Origin of the sequence: Xanthomonas sp. GW (genome assembly GCF_014236815.1) — a bacterium.
In the GTDB taxonomy this organism is placed as follows: Bacteria; Pseudomonadota; Gammaproteobacteria; order Xanthomonadales; family Xanthomonadaceae; genus Xanthomonas_A.
In genome coordinates this window covers 3,622,304-3,640,034 of sequence record NZ_CP051189.1, presented here as the reverse complement: position 1 = coordinate 3,640,034, position 17,731 = coordinate 3,622,304, and the positions used below count along the sequence as shown (strand labels likewise).

Annotated in this window: 17 protein-coding genes; 14 read left to right on the top strand and 3 right to left on the bottom strand. The window is 66.4% G+C overall.

Going from position 1 to position 17,731, the window contains the following annotated elements; translation table 11 throughout:
- The first annotated feature begins 172 nt into the window (after positions 1–172).
- From HEP73_RS15530 to HEP73_RS15495, 8 genes are all read left to right on the top strand, one after another.
- Positions 173–976: a helix-turn-helix transcriptional regulator gene (locus tag HEP73_RS15530; RefSeq protein WP_185813497.1), complete on the top strand. Its 804-nt coding sequence runs from the start codon at positions 173–175 to the stop codon at positions 974–976.
- Between the two features lie 388 nt (positions 977–1,364).
- Positions 1,365–2,306: a ubiquinol oxidase subunit II gene (cyoA, locus tag HEP73_RS15525; RefSeq protein WP_185813496.1), complete on the top strand. Its 942-nt coding sequence runs from the start codon at positions 1,365–1,367 to the stop codon at positions 2,304–2,306.
- Entirely contained in the window at positions 2,306–4,306 is a 2,001-nt protein-coding gene (gene cyoB, locus HEP73_RS15520; RefSeq protein WP_185820663.1) for a cytochrome o ubiquinol oxidase subunit I, read from the top strand. The genes cyoA and cyoB overlap by 1 nt, the downstream gene beginning before the upstream one ends.
- A 3-nt stretch (positions 4,307–4,309) precedes the next feature.
- Positions 4,310–4,936 carry a cytochrome o ubiquinol oxidase subunit III gene (cyoC, locus tag HEP73_RS15515; RefSeq protein ID WP_185813494.1) on the top strand — a complete coding sequence of 209 codons (627 nt, stop codon included), beginning with the start codon at positions 4,310–4,312 and terminating at the stop codon, positions 4,934–4,936.
- Entirely contained in the window at positions 4,936–5,271 is a 336-nt protein-coding gene (gene cyoD / locus HEP73_RS15510; RefSeq protein ID WP_185813493.1) for a cytochrome o ubiquinol oxidase subunit IV, read from the top strand. The genes cyoC and cyoD overlap by 1 nt, the downstream gene beginning before the upstream one ends.
- 362 nt (positions 5,272–5,633) lie before the next feature.
- Positions 5,634–6,077, top strand: coding sequence for a MarR family winged helix-turn-helix transcriptional regulator (locus HEP73_RS15505; RefSeq protein ID WP_221899350.1), 444 nt, complete (start codon positions 5,634–5,636; stop codon positions 6,075–6,077).
- Positions 6,061–6,540, top strand: a complete 480-nt coding sequence (locus HEP73_RS15500) for a hypothetical protein (protein ID WP_185820661.1) — start codon at positions 6,061–6,063, stop codon at positions 6,538–6,540. Before HEP73_RS15505 ends, HEP73_RS15500 begins: the two co-directional genes overlap by 17 nt.
- Before the next feature lies 1 nt (position 6,541).
- Positions 6,542–7,489 (top strand): quinone oxidoreductase family protein, encoded by a 948-nt coding sequence (locus tag HEP73_RS15495; protein WP_185820660.1) that lies wholly within the window; start codon positions 6,542–6,544, stop codon positions 7,487–7,489.
- Between the two features lie 34 nt (positions 7,490–7,523).
- Here HEP73_RS15495 and HEP73_RS15490 read toward each other — a convergent pair whose 3' ends face one another.
- The gene (locus tag HEP73_RS15490) at positions 7,524–8,408 is read right to left on the bottom strand and encodes an SDR family NAD(P)-dependent oxidoreductase (protein WP_185820659.1); all 885 of its coding nucleotides are present in this window, start codon (positions 8,406–8,408) and stop codon (positions 7,524–7,526) included.
- Positions 8,409–8,494: 86 nt separating this feature from the next.
- On the opposite strand from HEP73_RS15490, the gene HEP73_RS15485 reads away from it, so the two are divergent.
- From HEP73_RS15485 to HEP73_RS15460, 6 genes are all read left to right on the top strand, one after another.
- Positions 8,495–8,929: a MarR family winged helix-turn-helix transcriptional regulator gene (locus HEP73_RS15485; RefSeq protein WP_185820658.1), complete on the top strand. Its 435-nt coding sequence runs from the start codon at positions 8,495–8,497 to the stop codon at positions 8,927–8,929.
- A 143-nt stretch (positions 8,930–9,072) separates the two neighbouring features.
- Positions 9,073–10,962 (top strand): M61 family metallopeptidase, encoded by a 1,890-nt coding sequence (locus HEP73_RS15480; protein WP_185820657.1) that lies wholly within the window; start codon positions 9,073–9,075, stop codon positions 10,960–10,962.
- A gap of 218 nt (positions 10,963–11,180) precedes the next feature.
- A complete protein-coding gene (locus HEP73_RS15475; protein WP_185820656.1) occupies positions 11,181–11,852 on the top strand; it encodes a hypothetical protein in 672 nt (223 codons plus the stop codon).
- 303 nt (positions 11,853–12,155) lie between these two features.
- The gene (radA, locus tag HEP73_RS15470; RefSeq protein ID WP_185820655.1) at positions 12,156–13,541 is read left to right on the top strand and encodes a DNA repair protein RadA; all 1,386 of its coding nucleotides are present in this window, start codon (positions 12,156–12,158) and stop codon (positions 13,539–13,541) included.
- Positions 13,542–13,624: 83 nt separating this feature from the next.
- On the top strand, positions 13,625–14,011 hold the full coding sequence (locus HEP73_RS15465; protein ID WP_185813489.1) for a DUF805 domain-containing protein: 387 nt from the start codon (positions 13,625–13,627) through the stop codon (positions 14,009–14,011).
- Positions 14,012–14,199: 188 nt separating this feature from the next.
- A complete protein-coding gene (locus tag HEP73_RS15460) occupies positions 14,200–14,811 on the top strand; it encodes a hypothetical protein (protein ID WP_185820654.1) in 612 nt (203 codons plus the stop codon).
- 160 nt (positions 14,812–14,971) lie between these two features.
- Here HEP73_RS15460 and HEP73_RS15455 read toward each other — a convergent pair whose 3' ends face one another.
- Together HEP73_RS15455 and HEP73_RS15450 are read right to left on the bottom strand one after the other, a co-directional pair.
- On the bottom strand, positions 14,972–16,276 hold the full coding sequence (locus HEP73_RS15455; RefSeq protein ID WP_185820653.1) for a jacalin-like lectin: 1,305 nt from the start codon (positions 16,274–16,276) through the stop codon (positions 14,972–14,974).
- 112 nt (positions 16,277–16,388) lie between these two features.
- Complete coding sequence (locus HEP73_RS15450; RefSeq protein WP_185820652.1) at positions 16,389–17,693, bottom strand: histidine-type phosphatase; 1,305 nt, start codon at positions 17,691–17,693, stop codon at positions 16,389–16,391.
- Positions 17,694–17,731: the final 38 nt, after the last annotated feature.

The following is a 17,731-nucleotide window of genomic DNA, read 5'->3' as shown; positions in this document are numbered from 1 at the left end:
GTGTTGCTTCAACAGTTTGTTGATATACAAAAATAATTTGTATGTCAAGACCGCGTCACATCGTTCCTGTGCGGAGCTGCGCCGTTGCGCTGCCGTCTCGACGCCCGCCGGCGCAGCCGGCAAGATGGCCGGTGCGCCTGCGCCAGGCACTCCTCTGGGACGGAACGATTCGATGGCAACAGCGAAAAAGAGTGGGGCGCCGCAGAAGGGCGGGGCACCCGCCGCCAAGCGCAAGCCTGGCAAGGCGGCGCCTGCTCCCGCACCTGCGCAGGGGCTGAGCGCGGGGGTGCAGGTACGCGACCTGTTCGAACTACTCAAGCCGGTGGTGGCCCTGCTCGGCGGGGTGATCGGCGAGAACATCGAAGTGGTGCTGCACGACCTGTCCGCGCCCGGGGCCTCGGTGCTGGCGATCGCCAACGGCCATGTGTCCGGGCGCAACCTCGGCGACCCGATCCTCAGCGGCCCGCGCGAGGATGCCGGTTTCAGCGAGCTCTACCGCGATGTGGCGGGCACCGGCACGATCAGCTGGGCGATCGTCGACGAGTACCAGACCACCAATGCCGCCGGCCGTCATCTGCGTTCGGCCACGCTGCTGTTCCGCGACGGCGCCGGCCAGCCGGTGGCTGCGCTGTGCCTCAACGCCGACATGACCGTGTTCGAGATGGCCCATGGCTGGCTGGAGCAGATGCTGCACCGGAAGGCCAAGCCGCCGCGCAGCGAGGCGCCCGCCGGCGAGGTCGGGCTGGAGGCGATGATGCAGGAGATCATCGACGACGCGGTCAAGCGCTTCATGAAGCCGCCGGCGCTGATGAACAAGGAAGAGAAGATGTACGCGGTGGAGGCGATGATGCATCGCGGCCTGTTCCTGATCCGCAACAGCGTGGAGCAGGTGGCGGCGGCGTTGGGGGTCAGCCGCTTCACCATCTACAACTACATCGAGCAGATCAAGCAGAAGAAGGCGGCGGCGCGGCCGTAGCGCCGGAGCGGGCAGGGACGCGGCGCCGCTCACGCCGTGGCCGGTCGGGATGCCGACCCTCGTTGAACGAAGAAACGCCGTGCCGAAGCGGCGCCGGCCGCGCCCGATGTCATCTCAAATGTGACGAGATCGGAGTCGCCGGCTGCGCGTCGCGGGCGGGCTGCGGCGATCCGTCGCACGCAGGTGCGGCAATGTGTCGCACGCAAAAACACGCCTGTGCGCACGCTCGGCCTTGTCAATGGCTTTCGGAGATGCCGCACGGCAGCATAAAATGCGTGGTCGATCGCGCATGCCGGCCAGGATGCCGCAGGAAACGCGGAAACGCCCGTCCGGGCCGCTCCCGTTTGCCGTTGCGCGTTCCGCATCCCCTACGCAATTGGATCGTTCGATGATTCCGTTGAAACAACTCCGGCGCTCGCTGCGCTCCGGTCTGTTGCTCCTGCCCGCGCTGCTGCTGGCCGGGTGCGACGCGGCCATTCTCAACCCCAAGGGGCAGATCGGCCACGACGAAAAGACGTTGCTGATCACCTCGGTGGTGTTGATGCTGCTGGTGGTGGTCCCGGTCATCGTGATGACCCTGGCCTTCGCCTGGCGCTACCGCGCGTCCAATACCAAGGCCCGCTACGAGCCGAACTGGTCGCATTCCACCGCGATCGAGGTGGTGGTGTGGTCGATCCCGTGCATGATCATCCTGGTGCTGGCGGTGCTGACCTGGCGCTCCTCGCACGAGCTGGATCCGTACAAGCCGCTGGACTCCAAGGTCAAGCCGATCGTCATCGAGGCGGTGGCGCTGGACTGGAAGTGGATGTTCATCTATCCGGAGCAGGGCATCGCCACGGTCAACGAGATCGCGTTCCCGGTGGATACGCCGCTGAACTTCAAGATCACCTCCGATACGGTGATGAACTCGTTCTTCATCCCGCACCTGGGCACGCAGATCTATGCGATGGCCGGCATGGAGACCAAGCTGCACCTGATCGCCAACGAGCCGGGCGACTACTTCGGCCTGTCGGCGAACTACAGCGGCCACGGCTTCTCGAAGATGGGCTTCACCGCGCACGCCACCGATCGGGCCGGGTTCGACGCCTGGGTGGCCAAGGTCAAGGCCGCGCCGAAGGCGCTGGACCAGGCCGAGTTCCAGATCCTGGCGGCCAACCGCAACGACAAGGCGCAGTACCCGGTGACCTACTACTCGTCGGTGCAGGACGGCATGTTCAAGTCGTTGCTCGACAAATACATGATGGGCAAGGGCCACCACATGGAAGGCCACGACGACCATCCGGCATCGGCTGCTGAGCCGGTCGCCATGTGCACTTCTGGAGACAAGTGATGCTAGGCAAACTCACGCTCGAGGCGGTTCCGTACCACGAGCCGATCATCATGGCCGCCCTCGGCGGCGCCGGCCTGCTCGGCCTGCTGGTGGTCGCGGCGGTCACCAAGTACAAGCTGTGGGGCTATCTCTGGAAGGAGTGGTTCACCTCGGTCGACCATAAGCGCATCGGCGTGATGTACATCCTGGTGGCGCTGGTCATGCTGCTGCGCGGCTTCGCCGACGCGGCGATGATGCGCACCCAGCAGGCGATCGCGCACGGCGGCAACGAGGGCATCTTCCCGCCGCACCACTACGACCAGATCTTCACCGCGCACGGCGTGATCATGATCTTCTTCATGGCCATGCCGTTCATGACCGGCCTGCTGAACCTGATCGTGCCGCTGCAGATCGGCGCGCGCGACGTGGCGTTCCCGTTCCTGAACTCGCTGAGCTTTTGGCTGTTCGTGGCCGGCGCGGCGCTCGTCAACATCTCGCTGGGCGTGGGCGAATTCGCCCAGACCGGCTGGCTGGCGTATCCGCCGCTGTCGGGGCTGGAATACAGTCCAGGGGTCGGCGTCGACTACTACATCTGGGCCTTGCAGATATCGGGTCTGGGCACATTGCTGACCGGCATCAACTTCTTCGTGACGATCATGCGCATGCGCACGCCGGGCATGACCCTGATGCGCATGCCGATCTTCACCTGGACCGCGCTGATCACCAACATCCTGATCATCGCCGCGTTCCCGATCCTGACCGTGGCGCTGGCGCTGCTGGGTGCCGACCGTTACCTGGGCACGCACTTCTTCACCAACGACGGTGGCGGCAACGCCATGATGTACGTCAACCTGATCTGGATCTGGGGCCACCCGGAAGTCTATATCCTGATCCTGCCGGCGTTCGGCATCTTCTCCGAGCTGATCGCCACCTTCAGCAGCAAGCGCCTGTTCGGCTACACCTCGATGGTGTATGCGACCTCGGCGATCGGCGTGCTGTCGTTCATCGTGTGGTTGCATCACTTCTTCACGATGGGCTCGGGCGCCAACGTCAACGCGTTCTTCGGCATCACCACGATGATCATCTCCATCCCCACCGGGGTGAAGATCTTCAACTGGCTGTTCACCATGTTCCGCGGCCGGGTACGCATGACCGCGCCGGTGCTGTGGACGATCGGCTTCATCATCACCTTCACCATCGGCGGCATGACCGGGGTGATGCTGGCGATCCCGGCGGTGGACTTCGTGCTGCACAACAGCCTGTTCCTGATCGCGCACTTCCATAACGTGATCATCGGCGGCGTGGTGTTCGGCTACCTGGCCGGCCTGACCTACTGGTTCCCGAAGGCGTTCGGCTTCAAGCTCAACGAGACGCTGGGCAAGGCCTCGTTCTGGTGCTGGATCGTCGGCTTCTTCGTCGCCTTCATGCCGCTGTACGTGCTCGGCTTCATGGGCATGACCCGGCGCATGAACAGCTACAACCACCCGGAGTGGGCGCCGTGGCTGATGGTGGCCGCGGCCGGCGCGGCGATCATCGGCATCGGCATCTTCCTGAACCTGGTGCAGATCGGCTACAGCGTCTGGAAGCGCAAGGACAACCTGGACCTGACCGGCGACCCGTGGGGCGGCCGCACGCTGGAGTGGGCCACGTCCTCGCCGCCGCCGTTCTACAACTTCGCCGTGCTGCCGCACATCGACGACCGCGACCAGTTCTGGGAAGACAAGGTCAAGGGCAAGGCCTGGACGCGTCCTGACAAGTACGAACCGATCCACATGCCGCGCAACACCGCGGCCGGGGTCTGGATCGGCGCCTTCAGCGTGGTGCTGGGCTTCGGTTTGATCTGGCACATCTGGTGGATGGCGATCATCGGCCTGGTCGGCATGATCGGCAGCTTCATCGCGCGCACGTTCGACGACGACGTCGATTACTGGGTGCCGGCAGAGGAAGTGGAACGCATCGAGAACGCGCGTTTCGCCCTGCTGGAACAGCAACAGGCGGCACATGCCGCAAAGGCGGTCTGAACCATGTCCTCCACGACGCTCGACAACCATCACGCCGTCCACGCGGACGGCCACGACGACCACGCCCACCACGACAGCGGCGGCAACACCGTGTTCGGGTTCTGGGTCTACCTGATGAGCGACTGCCTGCTCTTCGCCGGCCTGTTCGCGACCTACGCGGTGCTGGCCGGCGCGACGGTGGACGGCCCCACCGCCAAGGAACTGTTCGACCTGAAGTTCGTGCTGGTGGAAACCTTCCTGCTGCTGTTCAGCAGCCTGAGCTTCGGTCTGGCGATGATCTCCGCGCACAAGCGCAGCCTGGGCGGCCTGTACGGCTGGCTGGCGGTCACCGCGGCGCTGGGCCTGGGCTTTTTGGGCATGGAAATCTACGAGTTCCATCACCTGATCGAAGAGGGCGCCGGCCCGGGCCGCAGCGCGTTCCTGTCCGCGTTCTTCACCCTGGTCGGCACCCACGGCCTGCACGTGGCCTCGGGCCTGCTGTGGATGGCGGTGCTGGTGATCCAGATCGCCAAGAACGGCCTGACCCCGCGCAACACCACCCGCCTGGCGTGCCTGAGCCTGTTCTGGCACTTCCTGGACGTGATCTGGATCGGCGTGTTCACCATCGTCTACCTGCTGGGAGCGCTGTAATGGCCAACCACTCTTCTTCCGACGCACACGCCGAGTCGCACGGCAGCGGCCTGAAGTCCTACCTGATCGGCTTCGTGATGGCGGTGGTGCTCACCGTGATTCCGTTCGGCATGGTGATGAGCGGCGCGTTCCCCAAGGGCGTGACCGTCATCGTCATCGCGGTGCTGGCCGCGGTGCAGATGCTGGTGCACCTGATCTACTTCCTGCACATGGACCGCTCCGCCGAGCAGCGCTCCAACGTGCACGTGGGCCTGTTCTCGCTGCTGATCATCGGCATCGTGGTGATCGGCTCGCTGTGGGTCATGCACAACCTCAACGTCAACATGATGCATTGAGGGCGCGCCATCGCCGCGTCAGCGAACAAGGCCGCCTTCGGGCGGCCTTGTTCGTTACTGCGTGCCACGATCGCGCACTTGCCCGGAAAATCGGCTGGTTGCTGCTGCCACGGTGGGGGCGTGGCGACCCGGATCCTGCCGACGCAGTTTCAGCTGGAACGCTCCGGCGCCACGCGCGTGAGCCGATGCGCCAACGCCAGGTTGCGCTGGCACAGCACCGGCGTTGCGACGCAAGCGCGGGTTTGGGGGATTTGACGCCAGGCTTGATCGCGACGCAGATATTTTGACAACCAGTTGTCTATTTGGCAACCTGTTGTCAATCGGTAGAGGGTGGCGATATGAGGAGCGGGAAGGCGCAGGAATTGACAGAGCTGATCCTGGCGATCTTTCGAGCCAACGGCGCGCTCGCCGCCTGGGGAGATGGCTTTGCTTCGGAAGACGGCCTCAGTACAGCCCGATGGCAGATGCTCGGTGCCGTCGCCCTGTCGGACCGGCCGTTAACGGCCCCGCAGATCGCGACGCGGATGGGCGTCACCCGCCAGGGAGCCCAGAAGCAGCTGAACATCCTCGTGCAGGAGGGAATGCTGGAAGCCCATCCCAACCCCCTGCACAAGCGGTCCCCGCACTACGTGTTGAGCGAGCAGGGACGTTCGGTCTACGAGGCGATCGATCGGCGGTGGAATGCGCATGTTCTGGATGCGTCCGCAGCCTTCTTCGATGCGGATCTTCAAGCCGTCGGCACGTTCTTGAACAAGCTGACGGCCATGTACGCCGCGAAAGGGGACGGCAATGACGCTGAAGCGTAAGGTCCATGCGATCGCAGCCGCGGCAACGGTGGTGCTCCTCGCGACCTTCTGGTCGTCCACGTTGATCTCCGAGCTTTTTCTGTCGTCCGTTGCGGTGACAGCCGTGAAGCAGGGGATCGCCTACGGAGTTCTGGCGCTCGTACTGGCCATGGCAGCCACCGGCGCTACCGGCTTTTCCATGGGAGGAAAGGGCAAGCTGCCTTTGCTTGCGGCCAAGCGCAAGCGCATGCCTTTCATCGCCATCAACGGCCTTGTGATCCTGATTCCGTCGGCGCTCTTCCTCGCCTCGCGAGCGACCGCTGGCGTATTCGATGCTCGCTTCTATGCCGTGCAGGTTCTGGAACTGCTGGTCGGTGGGATCAATTTGACCCTCATCGGCCTCAACGTCCGCGACGGCCTGCGGTTGAGCAGCCGCAGAAGACAAGCCATGAAGCCCAACGCGCAAATTCCCCGGGAGATCTAAGATGCAGGCAGCGATCGTGAAGGAGTTCGGAGCCGTACCCGTTTTCGGCAGTTTTCCGGAACCCCGGGCTGGCGAAGGCGAGCAAGTGATCCGCGTGCATGCGGCGCCGCTGAGTCCTATCGTGAAACGGCTGGCAGCGGGCGACCACTATGCGAGCAGCAAGATGGCCGGCTTCATTCCTGGCATCGATGGCGTCGGTATGGATGCGGCCGGGAACAGGGTGTATTTCCTGTTCCCGCGACCGCCTTATGGCTCGATGGCGCAAAAGGTCCTGGTGGCGTCGACTTCGGTTGTTGCGGTGCCCGACGGCGTGTCCGACGCGCGCGCCGCCGCGGTGGTGACCGCTGGGTTGTCGTCCTGGACGGCGCTGACACTTCGCGCCAAGTTTCAGCACGGCGAGACGGTGCTCATCAACGGCGCGACCGGATCTGCGGGCGGACTCGCCGTTCAGGTCGCGGCCTATCTGGGTGCGAAGAAGATCGTTGCAACCGGGCGCAACAAAGCCAAGCTGGCCGCGCTGCCTGCCGATGTCGAGAAGATTCCTCTCGATGAACGCGCCGACGAGGCGCTGCGCGCGGTATTTGCAGATGGCGTCGATGTCGTACTGGATTATCTGTGGGGCGATCCCGCAGCTCGGGTAATAGCGGCGGCCACTGCAGGCCGCGGCTCCCGCCTGGGAGAGCCGCGGCTTCGCTACGTCCAGCTGGGTTCCATGGCAGGCGACAGCATTTCCCTGTCGGCACATGCGTTTCGCAGCTCAGGGCTGGAAATGCTGGGCAGCGGCATCGGTAGCCTCTCGATGGCGGATCTGATCCGAGGCGCAGGAGAATTGCTTGCCGCAACGCCTTCAGGCGAGTTCGACACTCCAGTGAAGACGCTTCCGCTCGCCGCGATCGAAGACGCGTGGCTCGATGAGTCGGATGACCGCAGGCTTGTTTTTCTGCCGTGAGTGGATTCGGTTGGCCGGGCGTGGCGCCGCATCTTCAGCGTGCATGCGCGGGAGCGAGGAACCGGGCGAGCAGGGCGGCTGTGGCATCCCACAACTGCCGCCTCGCGTCATCGCTGTTCCCCGGTCCCCAGGGAGTCAGGGGTCGGGCATGGCGTGCCGAGACGTAGGCACCGGTCTTGCTGCCGAAGACCGGGTCGACCGCTAGCCGCACGATACCGTCGGCTCCGCGCTGGGGGTTGCCGATATCGAGCCACTGCAACAGCCTGGCGAGAGGGCGCGCAAAGCGCAGTTCACGGCCGAGGCCGGTGACGTTGAATCCTGGGCACAGGCAGTTGACCGAAATGCCGGTGCCGCGAAGCCGGCGCGACAATTCCATAGAAAACATGATGTCCAGCAGCTTGCTGCGGCCGTAGACACGCGATGAGCCGCGCGCACTGAAGGGTGCCACGTCGAGCAGGTCGCTTTCGATGGCGAGGCGGCCGCTGTTGCGGGAGGCTTCCGAACCGACCGTGACGATGCGCGACGGAGCGGACTGCAGCAGCGTTTCCTGTAGGACATGGGTCAATAGCCATGGGGCGAAGTAGTTAACCGCCATCATTTCCGCATAGCCGTCCTTGGTAATGCGCTGCTGGAAGGCATGCAGGCCTGCATTGTTGACCAGCACGTCGATGCGGGGATGACGCATGGCGATGGCCTTGCCGGTCGCGGCGACCGCCGATAGGTCGGAAAAGTCCACATAATGCACATCGACCGGCGTGGCCGGAGCGGCGGCCAGGATGGCGGCACGCGTGCTGCCCGCCTTGCTCCGGCTACGGGCCGTGAGTACCAGGCGCGCGCCGCGTCGTGCCAGGCCAACGGCCGCCAATCGGCCGATGCCGTCGGTCGCGCCGGTGATGAGGATGGTGGGAGAATCGGGCATGGCGCATCGAGTTGGTTGATATATGTCAACTAAATCACGAATGCCGCCCTCTGTCTATGCGCACTTTGGAGGCAGGCGGAGAACATATGGGCAGACGTCATGTGGCACTTGTCGGAGAACTGGGGAGCGAACTGAGCGCACTGCTGGCCGCTTCGCGCGCGGTCATGGCCGCGGCGGCCACGCGCTTCCACCCCGATCTGCAGCCTGCCGCGTATCAGGTTGCCGCAGCGCTCGCGCGGCATGGTCCTACCAAGGCTGGGCGCCTGGCCGAGATGCTTGGCATGGACAAGAGCGCCGTCAGCCGGTTGGCGAAGTCGCTGAGCGCGCGCCGGCTGGTGGAGGCGGTGGTCGATCCCGACGACGGTCGGGGAACGGTGTACCGCCTGACCGATGCCGGAGACCGGCGATTGCAGGCTGCCGATACGGTCAAGTCCGAGGCGTTCCTGGCGCGCGTGGAGCATTGGAGCGATGTCGAGTTGGCGCAGCTGGTCGGTCTGCTCGAGAAGTTCAACCGTTCCTGAGCGATCGCCGGTCGCCGATCGGCCCGCACCAGCGAGCGCACGGCCGATATGGCGCCGATCCATGACCAATGGCATGGAACGCCGCGGCGCGGGCGGCATAGCATCGAGGGGTTGTCCGTTCGCCGCACCCCACTGGAGACCCCATGACCAAGTCCACCGCCTGGATGGCGCCGCTGCTGCTGGCCGCCACCGCCGCCTTCCAGGCCTCGGCGCAGACCGCGCCGCCGCAGGACGTGCCGTTCGCCGGCACCCTGAAGATCGACGTCGACGCCACCGACCTGGCGCACCGCATCTTCCGCGTGCGCACCACGATGCCGGCCACGCCGGGTCCGATGACCCTGCTGTATCCGCAGTGGATCCCAGGCAACCACTCGCCGACCGGGCCGATCGACAAGCTGGCCGGGTTGGTGATCAAGGCCAACGGCCAGGTGCTGCCGTGGAAGCGCGATCAGTTCGACGTGTACGCGTTCAAGGTCGAGGTGCCGCAGGGCGCCAGCGAGATCGTCGCCGAGTACCAGTTCCTGTCCTCGCAGGGCGACGGCCAGGGCCGGGTGATGATGACCCCGGAGCTGCTCAACCTGCAGTGGAACACCACCGCGCTGTACCCGGCCGGCTACTACGCGCGCAACATCAAGGCCCAGGCCAGCGTGACCCTGCCGCCGGGCTGGAGCTACGCCACCGCGCTGGAGACCGCCACCCGCGTCGGCGACACGGTGACGTTCAAGCCGATCGACTTCGACGACCTGGTCGATTCGCCGATGTTCGCCGGCAAGTACTACAAGCGCATCGCGCTGGATGCCGGCGGCAAGGCGCCGGTGTACCTGAACGTGTTCGCCGACGAGGCCAAGTCGCTGGAGGCCAAGCCCGAGCAGATCAAGGCGCACGCGGCGCTGGTGCAGCAGATGGACAAGCTGTACGGCGCGCGCCATTTCGACCACTACGAATTCCTGCTGGCCCTGACCGAGAAGCTCGGCGGCATCGGCCTGGAGCATCACCGCTCCAGCGAGAACAGCGGCCCGCTCAACTACTTCACCGAGTGGGACAAGAGCTGGGACCGGCGCGACCTGCTCCCGCACGAGTTCAACCATTCCTGGAACGGCAAGTACCGCCGCGGCGCCGACCTGGCCACGCCGAACTTCAACGTGCCTATGGGCGACAGCCTGCTGTGGCTATACGAAGGCCAGACCCAGTTCTGGGGCGAAGTGCTGTCCGCGCGCTCCGGCCTGTGGACGCAGAGCCAGGCGCGCGACGCGCTCGCCGACGTCGCCGCCACCTACCAGCGCGGCCGCCCCGGCCTGGCCTGGCGCGCGCTGCAGGACACCACCAACGATCCGACCATGTCGCTGCGCCGACCGCGCGCCTACCGCAGCTACCAGATGAGCGAGGACTACTATTCCGGCGGGCAGATGCTGTGGCTGGAGACCGACGCCAAGCTGCGCGAGCTGAGCGGCAACAAGCGCTCGATCGACGACTTCGCCAAGGCCTTCTTCGGCATGCACGACGGCGCCTGGGACGTGAATCCGTATACCTTCGAGGACATCGTCGCCACGCTCGACGGCGTGGCCAAGTACGACTGGGCGACGTTCCTGCGCAGCCGCGTCGATGGCCACGGTTCGCTGCTCGGTGGCATCGAGGCCAGCGGCTGGAAGCTGGTCTACACCGATCAGCCGAACGAGGCGATCAAGACCTACGAAGCGACCAAGAAGGGCGTCGGCCTGACCTATTCGCTGGGCCTGAGCCTGGACGACAAGGGCAGCGTGCAGGACGTGCTGTGGGACGGCCCGGCGTTCGATGCCGGCATCATCGCCGGCAACAGCGTGGTCGCGGTCAACGGCCGCGAGTTCAGCGCCGACACGATCAAGGAGGCGATCACCGCGGCCAAGGGCGGCACCGCGCCGATCGAACTGCTGGTCAAGCGCGGCAACCGCTACGACACGCTGCGCATCGCCTACCACGGCGGCCTGCAGTATCCGCACCTGGAGCGCATCGCCGGCAAGCCGGACCGGTTGAGCGAGCTGTACAAGGCGCGCTGAGCGCTGCGTGCATTCAATGACGCCGACGTTGAATGATGTGGAGAGCGAACGCACATGAAAGCGCGCAGCGGCAAGGGGCGGTCTCGAATCACGCTGAGCGCCCCAGGCGATGATTTCGGCTGGCCGCCGAACGCCAGGGTCCAGATCATGCCGGCAACACAGTTGCCGGCGATTGCCCGGATGTATGCATTGTGCAAAAGGTCGCTTAGGAGAAGCCCGTGACAACCATGCTCGTTAATTCCAGCCGCAAGGCCATCGCCGGCTCCGTCAAAGGGCGCGTGAGGGGCCTTCTCGGTAGGAGACAGATCATCAACTCTTGTGGATGGACGCTGAGCCTGGTGGTTCTGCTGACAGCCTCGGCGGCATCAGCCGCGCCAGGCGATGCGCACGCCTTGCAGGTGATGTTGCAAGCGTCGTCGCCTGGCTCTGCCGTGGCCTGCACTCGCGACACGCACGGCAACACTGCCTGCACCATTGACGGCACGGCGATCGACGCCGGCGACGACTGCACCTCGAACCTGTCGTTCGGCGCTGTTGGAGCCGAAAACGGCGTCACGCTCAAGGACAGTTTCAAACCAGCCGCAGGCAAGGCCGTCGCACATGTCGGAGTGAACCAGCTGCTCTGCCTGCGGGCGGCGCAACGCAAGGACGGGGTTTTGGTTCGTGCCCTGGTCATGGCGATTCCAACCCGTACCGTGAAGCTCTGCAAGGGCAACGCGATGTGCAAGGGCGCCGACGCGCCGATTGAATGGAAACGCCCGACGACTGGCATCGCCTGCACACTCAAGCCGGATGGTCACTACGCTGGCGACTGCGCCAGCGGTTGGGTCGATGGCAAGGATATCGAGGAATACTCGATGGGTCTTAAGCCCGAGGACACTGGCGCCTGAGGCACCGACGTGGTGACGACCTTTCAAGCTGCCAGAGCCGCAGCGACACCCGCCAGTCAAGCGGCGCTGCCAACTGCGCAGCGTCATTGGGTTCGTTACGTACGTGATGTGTGCGTGGATACAGTTGCAGTTCGCCGATGTTTTGCCGCCGATACGCACGGTTTGTGGCCGATCAGGTTGCCGCCGCCGCCATCGGTGGGCGCGACGCCGTCGCGGGCATCGGCGGCGGTCCATGTGCCCAGTCGCGCAACCTGAGACCGCCAGCGCCTATGCTGGTGCCTCCTGGCAGCGGACAAGAGCGAGATGGCAAAAGCGAAAACGGCCTATGTGTGCGGCGACTGCGGCGCCGAGTACAACAAATGGCAGGGCCAGTGCACCGAGTGCGGGGCGTGGAATTCGCTGAGCGAGATCGTGCTGGAAAGCGCGTCGGCGGCGAAGGCGCCGGCCGCGGCGCGGCGCAGCGGCTGGGCCGGCAAGACCGAGGCGCCGAAGATCACCGCGCTCAAGGACGTGGAGCATCGCGACCAGGCGCGCGTGTCCACCGGCATCGGCGAATTCGACCGGGTGCTCGGCGGCGGCCTGGTCGAAGGCGCGGTGGTGCTGATCGGTGGCGACCCGGGCATCGGCAAGTCGACCCTGTTGTTGCAGGCACTGGCCAAGATGGCCAGCACGCTGCCGGTGCTGTACGTGACCGGCGAGGAATCGCTGGCCCAGGTCGCCGGCCGCGCGGTGCGCCTGGACCTGCCGCTGGACGGCCTCAACGCGCTGGCCGAGACCGGCATCGAACAGATCCTGCAGCAGGCCAGCGCGGCCCAGCCCAAGCTGATCGTGGCCGACTCGGTGCAGACGCTGTGGACCGAGTCGCTGACCGCCGCGCCCGGCTCGGTCAGCCAGGTGCGCGAGAGCGCGGCGCGGCTGGTGCGCTACGCCAAGGAGACCGGCACCGCGGTGTTCCTGGTCGGCCACGTGACCAAGGAAGGCGGCATCGCCGGGCCGCGCGTGCTCGAGCACATGGTCGATGCGGTGTTGTATTTCGAGGGCGAGAGCGGCAGCCGTTTCCGCCTGCTGCGCGCGTTCAAGAACCGCTTCGGCGCGGTCAACGAACTGGGCGTGTTCGCGATGGGCGAGAAGGGACTGAAGGAAGTGTCCAATCCGTCGGCGATCTTCCTGTCCGGCAGCAGCGCCAACCAGCCCGGCAGCTGCGTGATGGTGACGCGCGAAGGCACGCGGCCGCTGATGGTGGAAGTGCAGGCGCTGGTCGATGCCTCGCCGCTGTCCAATCCGCGGCGGGTGGCGGTGGGCCTGGAGCAGAACCGGCTGGCGATGCTGTTGGCGGTGCTGCATCGGCACGGCGGCATCCTGGTCGGCGACCAGGATGTGTTCGTCAACGTGGTCGGCGGCATCCGCGTGCAGGAGACCGCGGCCGATCTGCCGGTGCTGTTGGCGGTGCTGTCCTCGCTGCGCGACAAGCCGCTGGCGGAGAAGACCATCGCCTTCGGCGAGGTCGGCCTGTCCGGCGAGATCCGCCCGGTGCCCAACGGCGAGGACCGGCTGCGCGAAGCGGCCACGCACGGTTTCAAGCGCGCCATCGTGCCCAAGGCCAATGCGCCCAAGACCGGCGTGGTCAAGGGCATGGAAGTGATCGCGGTGGAGCGCCTGTCGCAGGCGCTGGAGGCGGCGAGCGAGTAGCCGCAAGCGTTTCCCTGCGGCGGCGTTTATGCCACCATGCCGCCCGCTGCAGTGAGGCAGCGGTTGAAAAAAAGGGAAACACAATGGAATGGATGTTGATGCCGCTCAAGCGCTACGCGGATTTTTCCGGGCGTTCGCGGCGCAAGGAGTACTGGATGTTCACGCTGTTGAACATCGTGGTGATCACCGTGCTGATGGTGTTGATGGGAATCGGCGGCGGCGTCGGCGGCCAGAATGGGACCAGCATGCTGTCGCTGGTGGCGGTCGTGTTGCTGGGCCTGTATTCGCTCGCCGTGCTGGTGCCGTCGATCGCGGTGCAGGTACGCCGTTTCCACGATCAGGGCAAGTCCGGCTGGTACGTGCTGCTGGGCCTGATTCCCTGGCTGGGCGGCGTGGTGATCCTGGTCTTCATGTTCATGGAAGGGGTCAAGGGCGCCAACGCCTACGGCCCGGATCCGAAGCAGGCCTGAGCCGCGTCCGATCCTGCAGCGGCCGGGTCCTGCGGCCCGGTCGCTGCTGCCGGATTGGCGCGTATGCGGCGCGCGTGCCATGGCCGGCCCTGCATCCCGCTGCGGCAGCTGCCACGCCTGCTTGCCGCGGCGCCCGGCGCCGCCGGCATTTCGATTGCAACACTCTCTAAAGGACTGGAACGATGCGCATGATCGTGCGACCGCTGCTGCGGATGGGCCTGTACGCCCTGTTGTGCGTGACCGCTGCGGCCGCTGCCGCAGGGCAGCAGACGAAGGATTATCTGACGGTGCCCGGCCCGTTGCAGTTGGCAGGCGCCGCCTACCATCTGGCCTGGAGCAGCCATCCGCGCCCGGATTTCTACAAGCACGAATACGTGCCGCAGGGGCAGAACGTCGAGCGCTACCAGTCGATGCTGATGCTGGATCTGCTGGACGATCGGTCGGCCACGCCCGAGCAACTGCTGGGAATCAAGGTGGCCGAACTGGAGCGGCGCAAGGCGACCGATCCGGTGGTGCATTACACCCCGCTGCTCAGCGAATCCAAGGATCAGGCGCTGCTCGACTTCGTGCTGTCGGCTACCGATGCCGAGGGCAACACGATCGTCGAATGGAATGCGTATCGCTACGTGCCCAGCCCCGCCGGCCACGGCGTGTTGATGATCGGCCTGAGCCGCCGCGCTTACGGCGATACCGAGATCCGTGCGTTGTTCGCGCAGCTCAAGGCCGCGCGTGCGCGCGACATCGAGGCGTTGGCGGCGATGCCGGTGCCGGCGCTGAAACTGCGCGCCGAGACGCCATGATCCGGTCGCACGCGCTGTCGCGCTCTGTCCGGTATCGGCGTGCCGGCGTTGGCGCCCTGTCGGATGCGCAGCGGCAAACCCCGCGGCCTGGCGAACGGCGCTCGCCGTAACGAGCGCCATTGCCGTTTGCGTGCGGGCGTGTGGCGTCCCGACGTCCCTGTCAGTTCTTCCGGTACACCACGCCGAGCTTGTCGATCGCGTCGCCGGCGCGGCCGGTGAAGCCGGCGATGTGCCAGCCGCTGGGCGCGGTCAGCGTGTAGGTCTCGCTGGTCTGCTTGCCCACCTGCACGCTGCGGCCGGTGCTGGTGCGCAGGCTCAGCGAGAACACGCGGGTCGTGTCGTTGTACTTGCCGACGCTGACGGTGGCCGAGGTCAGCGTCTCGTTGGCGCCCAGCGACAGAGTGGTCGCCTGTCCGCCGCTGCCGCCGTGCGCGAGCAGCTTGCCGGTGTCCAGGATCACGCCGACGTTGTCCAGGCGCTCGGCGCCGCGCAGGGTCACGCCGCTGAGCGGACGCGCGCTGGCGCTGTCGGCCAGATCGTTGAACGGCATGCCGTGCGGGCCGCCGAACTGGTCGCTGGTGCGCACGGCGGTGCCGACCGCCCAGCCGAACTGCGCGTACAGCGGGTAGTGGTCGGACAGCGGCTTGCCGGCGCTGTCGTAGAACTTACCCGGATCGAGCTGGTAGCGGTTGGCGACCAGGGTCAGCTGCGGCGCATCGCGGTACAGGATCTTGTCGACCACTTCGCAGGCGTTGGTCGGCGGCGTGCCGCACAGCAGCGGCTCGGCGCCGGCGGCCGGTGCATTGCCCTTGACCAGTTCCACCCACGGATCGGTCAGCCCGTTGGATGCGATCAGCGTGCGGATGTTGTCGTCGGCGCGGGTGTAGCGGGTGTTGGAATCCATCATCACCAGCACCGCGTTGCCGGCCGACCAGGTCTGGATGAACTGCGAGAGCTGGCCGATGTTGGCGCGGCGCGCGGACAGGTCGCCGGCTTCGGTGCCGGCATTGGGATGGGCGTTGTACACGTCCAGCAGCACGCCGTCGGCCAGGCGCACGCGCATGTAGCTGAAGCCCTTCGGGGTCAGGCAGTCGGTGCCGTTGCACTGGTTCCACTTGACCCGGATGAAGTCGCTGAAGGGATAGTTGCTCAGCGTGTTGAGGCCGTCGCCGAAGGCGGCGCCGCCGCTGGTGGCGGTGCGGTAAGGATGCGCGTCGCCGGCGTACAGGGTGGCGTGGTAGTTGAAGTCCTCCTGCACGTGGACCAGGCCGTACGGCGCCAGTTTCGGTGCCAGCTGCGCGGTGTTGGCCGAGGGGTTGCTGCTGGAAATGCCCTCGGGCAGACCGGCGACGTTGTAGCTGAGGACGTCGAGCACGCCGGTATCCGATTGCGCGTGCGCCACGCCGGCACAGGCCATGCTCAGTCCGATGCCGAAGCTCACGAGGGTGCGTAGATGCTGGATCATGAATCGCCTCTTGCGGTGGTGGGGAACAGCGGCTGGCGCGGTGGCCAGGGAAGCGGCGCGGAATGCGCCGATGCGGCAGCCACGTCGTCGGCCAACGGCCGGAGGCATGGCGTCATTCGCTCAGGAATTGCGGGTCGATCGCCGCGCCGATCAGCGTGGCCAGTGTCGGTAATGGGCAGTCGTAGCCCGGCGTGGCGCTGCTGCAGCCGGGAATGAACACCGGCGCTGACGGCGGTGGCGCCTGCAGCGTCAGCGCACGCCGTTCGCGCAGCTGCACCAGGCTCTGCGCGGTGTAGCGCAGGCGGATCACGCGTTGCCCGTCGGCGCGGCGCCAGCGCTCGAACACCAGCGCGCCGCCGGGCACGGTCTGGTCGGGCTGGTAGCCGGGCAACTGCCAGTGCAGATCGAGCATGCCGGCCAGCAGGGTCAGCGTGCCGTCGTGTCCGGACAGCACCACCAGCCGCGCATCGCCGCCGATCGGTGCGGCATGCGCGGCGCTGTCGCTGCCTTGCTGCAGCGTGGCCAGTACGCGCGCGGCCAGCGGCGAACTGGCCATGCGCGCCACCGTGGGCGCGCGCAGGCGCAGCGCGAACTCGGCCTGGTGCGGGGCGAACGCGCGCAGCAGGCTGGCTTCGTCCAGGCCTTGCCAGCCCAGCGTGGCGAAGTCCTGGCCGTCGGCCCAGCCCATCAGCAGGCTTTCGCTGATGCCGGAGGCGGCCGCCGCCGGACCTTCGACGCCGGGAATCCCGTCGTCGGTATCGCTCATCTGCGCGGCCACCGCGTCCAGGCGTTGCTTGCCGGTGCCCGCGTCGGCGGGACACGGCCGCTGCGCGCACTGCAACAGCAACTGCTGCAGCGTGTCGATCGCATCGTGCTGCGCCGCGTTCCAGGCGTCGGCGTCGCCGCCGATGCGGCCGGCGATGGCCGCGCGCATCAGCGCGGCGGCGGCGGGCGTGCGCAAGGCCGCCGCGCCGTCGAACAGCGGATCGGAGGCGCCGTCGGCGACGCTGTGCACCTCGTTCGCGCAACCTGGCGTCAGCGTGCTCGCCAACGCTTGCGCCGAGGCGATGGTGCGCTGGGTGCGATTGGCCCAGTAGTAGGCGCTGGCGCAGGCGTCGCCGGCGAACAGACCCTGCGGCGCATAGAGCGCGTGGTAATAGGCGCCGAACAACTGCTCCAGGCGCGCGCCGTTCTCGGTCAGGTATCCGGCCGGCACGCCAAAGCGCGGCCATGGGTGCGCCGAATAGCGGCCTAGCTGTTCCGCGCTGGACATCGCCGAGCGCACGCCATGGCGTTTGAGGATCAGCACTTTTTCCAGGGTGTCCTGCGGCGCGGCGACTGCGGCGTGCACGGCGGCGAACGGCAGCAGGGCGAGGGCGAGCAGCGCGACGGCGGCTAGGCGAGGAATCGAGGGCATCGGCATGTTCCGAAAGAGGCGGTACAGCAGAGCGCGGT

Bases quoted from the DNA above. Each gene is read 5' to 3' on its own strand.
- HEP73_RS15480 (WP_185820657.1), top strand. From the start codon at position 9,073: ATGACCAAGTCCACCGCCTGGATGGCGCCGCTGCTGCTGGCCGCCACC.
- HEP73_RS15530 (WP_185813497.1), top strand. From the start codon at position 173: ATGGCAACAGCGAAAAAGAGTGGGGCGCCGCAGAAGGGCGGGGCACCC.
- HEP73_RS15485 (WP_185820658.1), top strand. From the start codon at position 8,495: ATGGGCAGACGTCATGTGGCACTTGTCGGAGAACTGGGGAGCGAACTG.
- radA (WP_185820655.1), top strand. From the start codon at position 12,156: ATGGCAAAAGCGAAAACGGCCTATGTGTGCGGCGACTGCGGCGCCGAG.
- cyoC (WP_185813494.1), top strand. From the start codon at position 4,310: ATGTCCTCCACGACGCTCGACAACCATCACGCCGTCCACGCGGACGGC.
- HEP73_RS15500 (WP_185820661.1), top strand. From the start codon at position 6,061: ATGACGCTGAAGCGTAAGGTCCATGCGATCGCAGCCGCGGCAACGGTG.
- HEP73_RS15490 (WP_185820659.1), bottom strand. From the start codon at position 8,408: ATGCCCGATTCTCCCACCATCCTCATCACCGGCGCGACCGACGGCATC.
- HEP73_RS15450 (WP_185820652.1), bottom strand. From the start codon at position 17,693: ATGCCCTCGATTCCTCGCCTAGCCGCCGTCGCGCTGCTCGCCCTCGCC.
- HEP73_RS15495 (WP_185820660.1), top strand. From the start codon at position 6,542: ATGCAGGCAGCGATCGTGAAGGAGTTCGGAGCCGTACCCGTTTTCGGC.
- cyoB (WP_185820663.1), top strand. From the start codon at position 2,306: ATGCTAGGCAAACTCACGCTCGAGGCGGTTCCGTACCACGAGCCGATC.
- cyoD (WP_185813493.1), top strand. From the start codon at position 4,936: ATGGCCAACCACTCTTCTTCCGACGCACACGCCGAGTCGCACGGCAGC.
- HEP73_RS15460 (WP_185820654.1), top strand. From the start codon at position 14,200: ATGATCGTGCGACCGCTGCTGCGGATGGGCCTGTACGCCCTGTTGTGC.
- HEP73_RS15455 (WP_185820653.1), bottom strand. From the start codon at position 16,276: ATGATCCAGCATCTACGCACCCTCGTGAGCTTCGGCATCGGACTGAGC.
- cyoA (WP_185813496.1), top strand. From the start codon at position 1,365: ATGATTCCGTTGAAACAACTCCGGCGCTCGCTGCGCTCCGGTCTGTTG.
- HEP73_RS15465 (WP_185813489.1), top strand. From the start codon at position 13,625: ATGGAATGGATGTTGATGCCGCTCAAGCGCTACGCGGATTTTTCCGGG.